This window comes from Psychrobacter vallis, assembly GCF_904846715.1.
GTDB lineage: Bacteria > Pseudomonadota > Gammaproteobacteria > Pseudomonadales > Moraxellaceae > Psychrobacter > Psychrobacter vallis.
In genome coordinates this window covers 21657-27656 of the sequence record NZ_CAJHBU010000027.1, presented here as the reverse complement: position 1 = coordinate 27656, position 6000 = coordinate 21657, and the positions used below count along the sequence as shown (strand labels likewise).

The following is a 6000-nucleotide window of genomic DNA, read 5'->3' as shown; positions in this document are numbered from 1 at the left end:
AGGACTGAGCCCTGTGCAGTACAGAACTCAGTCCTTGGGTTAAACTAAACTGTCCAAGTTTCGGGGGTCAGTTCAAACAGCGATATGCGGTTAGGTGGTTTTTTGCTGCTAATTTCTTGTTCGGACGTGGTATAGCCAGCTTTCAGAAAATGCTATTTAAAAATTCTCTTACGAAGCTAAACTGACAGCTAAATGTCATTAAAAAATCATATGCGCACATAACGCAATAATCGGTAATGAAATAACGGTTCTTAGTAGGAAAATTACTAATAGCTGAAAGAAACTAACGGGAATTTTTGTTCCTAAAATCAATCCACCGACTTCCGACATATAGATCAATTGAGAGACCGATAAGCAAGCAATGACAAATCGCGTTAACTCTGATTCTATTGAAGAGCCAATAATAGCCGGTAAGAACATATCTGCAAAACCAACCATAATAGTTTTTGACATTTCTGCTGCAAACGGTATATTCAATAGCTCCAAGAATGGAATAAACGGCATGCCTAAATAGTCAAACACAGGCGTTTTTTCTGCAACAATCAAACCTAAAGTTCCGATTGCCATGACGATAGGTAGTATTCCGATCCACATGTCCAAAATATTTTTTAACCCATCGTTTAAAAAAGTAAAAAAACTGGGGCTCTTTTCTGCTTTTTGAACGGCTTTATGTAAGCCATGGTTGAATAACGTTTTTCCTTTGGGAATAGCTTCACAATCCACCTCATCGTTTTTTGTGATATACGTATCTTCAATTTTAGACAAAGGGAACAATTTTGGTACGATGAGCGCACAAACGATACCACATAATGCAACCACGCCAATCATATTGATAAAGTAACTTTCTAGCTTGACTTGGGAGATCACCACCAAGCAAAAGGTAACCGAAACCGCTGAAAAGCTGGTCGCAATCACGGCAGCTTCTCTTTTGGTATAAAACCCACTTTGTAATTGCTTATCCGTTAATAATACGCCAATAGTGCCGTCGCCTAACCATGACGCCAAGCAATCGACAGATGATCTGCCCGGCAGGCCAAATAACGGTCTCATTACTTTAGTGCATAAAACACCAACAAATTCTAATAAGCCAAAATCAAGCAACAACGGCAGTAATAAACCTGCTAAGAAGAATACAATAAAAAGTATGGGCATCAACTCGTACAACAATAGACCACCAATGCTGTCTGAATATATGGCCTCAAACCCAAATTGAAAATAGGTCACGACGGCGAAAAACGCACCAAGCATTCTAAGAATCAGCCAAGACGTTTTAACATTTAGCAAATTATTCAAAAATTCATTGTTTAAAATCAATGAAGGTTTCATGATTTTAGTATATAAGCTACCAACCACCGTAATCATAATTGAGATGACAACGAGCAATGGTAAAAAGTCGCTCATATAACCTTGTATATAATCTTTTAGCACAGCGATAGGAATGGTAAACCCGTCTGAGTAGCTGACAAACTTGCCATCTACATAGGGAATGGGAAATACGAAGACGATCAAACCTATCATAGAAGGTATAAAAAACTTTAAAAACTGTTTCATACTGATGCTACTAACATCTTGATTTAAATAATTAGCTTTAACGTCCATGTTATTTGTTGCTCCCTGTCCCTTTTTGATCAACCTAGATATTTTTTATTTATGTTGAATTTCTCAACTCATTTTTGATATTTCATACTAGTAATTATTTAAAAGAGAGTGTGTCACTTCTTCTAAAATTTTAAATATTCTAGTTGAGTCATCTTTTGAATTGTTGTACAGGGGATTGATTTCTGCCATTTCCCAGCAACATACTTTTTCATTCTTTATGAGCTCTATATTAAGCTGCATGGCTTGTTCATAAGACAGACCATTCATTGCAGGCGTACCAGTTCCTGGGACGTATAAGGGATCAACACTATCAACATCAAATGAGACATAAATATGATCGCAATATTCTAGTTTTTTGAAGATTTCTGCTACTGTGGCGCTGATGCCTTTTTTCGTTATTTCAGCCACACTATATAAAGGAATTTTATGTCTTTTGATTAATTCCATCTCCTCTTCTTGGTAATCTCTAACCGCACAAAACACCACGTTTTCTGGCTTAATTGACGGCTCATCAGATGCCATAAATTTTAGTCGCTCCCAATATTCTTTTTCTACGTCAGAGAGCTCATTGCGTTTACATTCCAAGTTATCGATTGCACACGCCATTGCCAAAGGCATGCCATTCATATTCCCTGAACCACTGGTGTATGGTGAATGGAAATCAGCATGTGCGTCTATATACACTACACCGATCTCAGCATCAGGATGCGCCATCTTGAGACCATGCATCGTTCCTGCACAGCTAGAGTGATCACCTGCGATAACGATAGGAAATTGATTCTCCTCTCTTATCTCTTTTATTTTGTGTGCCAATTTAGAAATAACAGGCTCAATCACATCAGCGTATTTTGCATGTTTAAATGGCGATTCTTCTTCATGTATATATTCATTTTTGATACTGTCAAGTTGCAGTTTTTCATAGTAGTCTGCATTCATCTCTTTTGATGATGCGCGCAATGCATCGATTCCTAGTGACGCGCCTTTTTTATGCCCTGCGACATCTGAATACACTTCTACTATTCGCACATTTTTCATTAGATCATTCATTATTTTGTCTCCATTACATAAAACAATTTTTTTATCTTTTAGATTTAGAATTACATTTATTTTTTCTATATTAGACTTCTTAAAAAATGATGCTACTTTTCAGCATTACGTAAAATGAGAAGGTATCATCATTTTTTGTATCGATTACTTACGCTGTAGCCATGGTTTCACGCGTCACTGCACTATGATCTTTACTGTGCGCTTTCACTACCGAATAGAGGTTTTTGGGATCTTGTTGATGAGGGATCAAATCAAGTAGCTCATATGCGTCCTGTTTTTTGATCAAATCACGCAAAAATACTAAAGCCGTAAAGTCTTCTGAAGCAAAACCAACACCATCAAATACCACTAAGTTATTATCGTTGCTGCGCACTTCTTTCTCACCGTTTACGATGCGATGGAACTCCGTCACAGGAAAGTCTTGAGAGAGCTGTTGAATATCGCCTTCGATACGGGTTTGTGGTTCAAACTCTACAATGACATGATCGGCTCTTAACAAGATGTTGGCATCTAGCTCCGTTTTGCCAGGGCAATCGCCACCGATGGCGTTGATATAGACGCCTTTTTTGACCATGTCATCACGCAAAATAGTGGCGTTTTTCTTATCTGCGGTACAGGTAGTGATGATATCTGCACCGTCAACCGCTTCTTCTGCTGTTTTGCAAATGGTAATATCTAGGCCTGAATCGGCAAGGTTATGCGCTACTTTTTCAGACGCAGCTGGATCGACATCATATAAACGCACTTTTGAGATGCCAACCACTGCTTTCATACCCATCGCCTGAAACTCTCCTTGAGCACCATTACCAATGAGCGCCAACGTTTGGGCGTTTTTAGGCGCGCAATATTTGGCAACCAGTGCCGAGGTCGCCGCCGTGCGCAGTGCGGTTAAAATGCACATTTCTGTCAATAAAATGGGATAGCCTGTGTCGACATCAGACAACACGCCAAAAGCGGCTACCGTCTGTAAATCACGCTTGGTATTGATGGGATGGCCATTGACATACTTGCACGCAAACATATCTCCATCGCTGACAGGCATCAACTCTATGACACCATCTTTGGAATGAGAAGCAAAGCGACTGGATTTTTCGAACTGATCCCAACGAGAAAAATCTTGCTCTAAAGCATCTACCAATTCTTTTATGGTCTGCTCTATACCATGATTGCTTATTATTTCAGCCATCGCCTGTACGCTAACAAATGGCACACCCTGCTTTTGAGATACGATAAATTTAGACATTAATTTTGCTCCATTCCATGAATATTATTTATTAAACCGACAATCAATATGCTACCAACTATAATTGTCAGTTAAAATGTCAATAAGTTATTAAATATTGACATTTTTTTGACATATTGTTAGGTGCTATTTATCATAATGTCAAAACTCAATGAAGGAAGCATTTTTATGGCGTACTACACTTATGACTCTTTAGATAGCGAACTGATATCTGAACTTCGACAAGACGGCCGCGCAACTATCTCAAACCTTGCTAAAAAACTCAAAGTTTCGCGAGCCACTGTCCAAAACAGATTGGACAGATTGATTCATAATGGCGCTATTTTAGGATTTACGATTCGAGTGCATGAGGCACTAGATAAAGAAACCGTCAAAGCGATGATGATGATTGCAGTGACAGGAAAGTCTACGTCACAAGTGATTAGGAAGTTACGAGGTATCCCGCAACTCATTAAGCTGCATACAACCAATGGGGCGTGGGACTTGGTAGCAGAGATACACACGACAAGTTTGAGAGAATTTGATGAGGTGCTGCGTCAAGTAAGAGAAATTGATGGCATTCTGAACAGCGAAACAAGTGTTCTGCTTTCGAGTTTGTAATGTAATTGAATTCACAACTACATAAACGGTGCTGTCCATCCCATAGATATTGAATTAGGATTTTTTGATTAAGCCGCTCAGGGGAGCCTAAAAGTGAAGTTAGTAACCAAGGTAAGTAATGATATAATGCTCCGATAATCGATATTTTATGAAGGGTTCATGTTATGGCTCGTACCGCTAGCGCATTACACATTTTAGTAAAAAACAAAGAACAGGCTGAAGACATTATTGCCAAGCTTAAAAAAGGCGCGGCGTTTGATGTGCTCGCCAAACGACATTCCACCTGTCCATCAGGCAAAAAAGGGGGTCATTTAGGTGAGTTCGAAAAAGGTGACATGGTACCGGCATTTGATAAAATTTGCTTCAGCGGTGAACTCTTCATCCCACATTTAGTAAAAACCAAATTTGGCTGGCATGTGGTTAAAGTGCTTTACAGGACGTAAGCGTTAGAGTCCAAGCTTTGATTGTAAGCCGACTGAGGTATGCCCTAAACATTATCCTGACTCATCAATGATCTGATGTTATAACTATAGATTATGACGGCTGTATTTCTTATATTTAAGAATGCACCCCGTCACTTTATTTTCTCACTTGTCACTATACTTTCATTTTTGTTCTATAGAATGCGTTGATTCTTCTGAATTATTGGCTGTATGACGTATATCAATGAAGATTTTCAAGGCATAAAGATTAAGTTAGGCTGACTGAGTAAAAGTTTTTGGAGCGCTACCAAATGCTTCACGTTGCTCTAGGGTGGTCAATTTATTATCTTTTAGACAGAAATCTCGTAACAACAGAGAGTAGATATAATGAGCAGTTATTTATGTTTGACAGATTATGAAAAGAATTTGATTGATAGTGCTTTGCTTATTTTAATGAAAAAAAATATTCAATATAGCAACCAGTCAACAGAAGATTTAATAAAACAACACTATCAAAATTTTAACCTGACGCTTTTTGAGTTATGCGCAAAAATAAAATCCCCTGATTTTGACAAATACATAAGCTTGTCCTCAGAAGAAATCAAAAATATTAAAAGAGGTTTGACCTCGCTATACCACCTTTTATCTCAAAAAACTTTAAAGAAAAAAGAAGAGAACCAAAAAGATCACTATAAAAACTATAAACTACAGATCATAGAACTAGAGAAAAAAATTGATATCACTGAGACAGATAATAGGTGAAATGGTCGTTATTCATCGCTACATATTAGATTTTGCCACAGCTAAGCCCTAATAAAATTTTGCAGCCAGCACCCTATTTTATTAGGGCAACTCTTGGGTCTTATCCTGCTCGTCGCCTCCTATAGTTGAAATACTTTAAAGTCGCTACAGTATTGCTGGTGTAAAATTTTTGCAGCCTCTGGCAGCAATGGCACAGCAAACAAGAAAAATTTGCACCAGCAGTACGGGTTGTATCGATATTACTTTTCACCGACTATATTTAAATAAATGCTCGGATTTGGGCACACGCTTTTAGCAAGCTCTAGTGCCCCTGCATTAGCAGATGCA

General features: G+C 38.3%; 6 protein-coding genes. 3 read left to right on the top strand and 3 right to left on the bottom strand.

Annotated features, from left to right (window positions below; translation table 11 throughout):
• Nucleotides 1-198: 198 nt before the first annotated feature.
• The 3 genes from JMY02_RS12935 to JMY02_RS12925 all read right to left on the bottom strand — a co-directional run bounded on the left by JMY02_RS12935 (nucleotide 199) and on the right by JMY02_RS12925 (nucleotide 3889).
• The gene (locus JMY02_RS12935) at nucleotides 199-1599 is read right to left on the bottom strand and encodes a YjiH family protein (RefSeq protein WP_201598962.1); all 1401 of its coding nucleotides are present in this window, start codon (nucleotides 1597-1599) and stop codon (nucleotides 199-201) included.
• Nucleotides 1600-1686: 87 nt separating this feature from the next.
• Entirely contained in the window at nucleotides 1687-2646 is a 960-nt protein-coding gene (locus tag JMY02_RS12930) for an arginase (protein ID WP_201598959.1), read from the bottom strand.
• Between the two features lie 148 nt (nucleotides 2647-2794).
• Nucleotides 2795-3889 (bottom strand): ornithine cyclodeaminase, encoded by a 1095-nt coding sequence (locus tag JMY02_RS12925; RefSeq protein ID WP_201598956.1) that lies wholly within the window; start codon nucleotides 3887-3889, stop codon nucleotides 2795-2797.
• A gap of 168 nt (nucleotides 3890-4057) precedes the next feature.
• Between JMY02_RS12925 and JMY02_RS12920 the strand changes: the two genes are divergently transcribed.
• The 3 genes from JMY02_RS12920 to JMY02_RS12910 all read left to right on the top strand — a co-directional run bounded on the left by JMY02_RS12920 (nucleotide 4058) and on the right by JMY02_RS12910 (nucleotide 5673).
• A complete protein-coding gene (locus tag JMY02_RS12920; protein ID WP_201598953.1) occupies nucleotides 4058-4489 on the top strand; it encodes an Lrp/AsnC family transcriptional regulator in 432 nt (143 codons plus the stop codon).
• A gap of 164 nt (nucleotides 4490-4653) precedes the next feature.
• Nucleotides 4654-4932, top strand: coding sequence for a peptidylprolyl isomerase (locus JMY02_RS12915; protein WP_021815066.1), 279 nt, complete (start codon nucleotides 4654-4656; stop codon nucleotides 4930-4932).
• Nucleotides 4933-5298: 366 nt separating this feature from the next.
• Nucleotides 5299-5673, top strand: a complete 375-nt coding sequence (locus JMY02_RS12910) for a hypothetical protein (RefSeq protein WP_021815067.1) — start codon at nucleotides 5299-5301, stop codon at nucleotides 5671-5673.
• The last annotated feature ends 327 nt before the right edge of the window (nucleotides 5674-6000 follow it).

Excerpts from the sequence above, each read along its gene's own strand:
- JMY02_RS12935 (WP_201598962.1), bottom strand. The coding sequence starts at position 1,599 with ATGGACGTTAAAGCTAATTATTTAAATCAAGATGTTAGTAGCATCAGT.
- JMY02_RS12930 (WP_201598959.1), bottom strand. The coding sequence starts at position 2,646 with ATGAATGATCTAATGAAAAATGTGCGAATAGTAGAAGTGTATTCAGAT.
- JMY02_RS12925 (WP_201598956.1), bottom strand. The coding sequence starts at position 3,889 with ATGTCTAAATTTATCGTATCTCAAAAGCAGGGTGTGCCATTTGTTAGC.
- JMY02_RS12920 (WP_201598953.1), top strand. The coding sequence starts at position 4,058 with ATGGCGTACTACACTTATGACTCTTTAGATAGCGAACTGATATCTGAA.
- JMY02_RS12915 (WP_021815066.1), top strand. The coding sequence starts at position 4,654 with ATGGCTCGTACCGCTAGCGCATTACACATTTTAGTAAAAAACAAAGAA.
- JMY02_RS12910 (WP_021815067.1), top strand. The coding sequence starts at position 5,299 with ATGAGCAGTTATTTATGTTTGACAGATTATGAAAAGAATTTGATTGAT.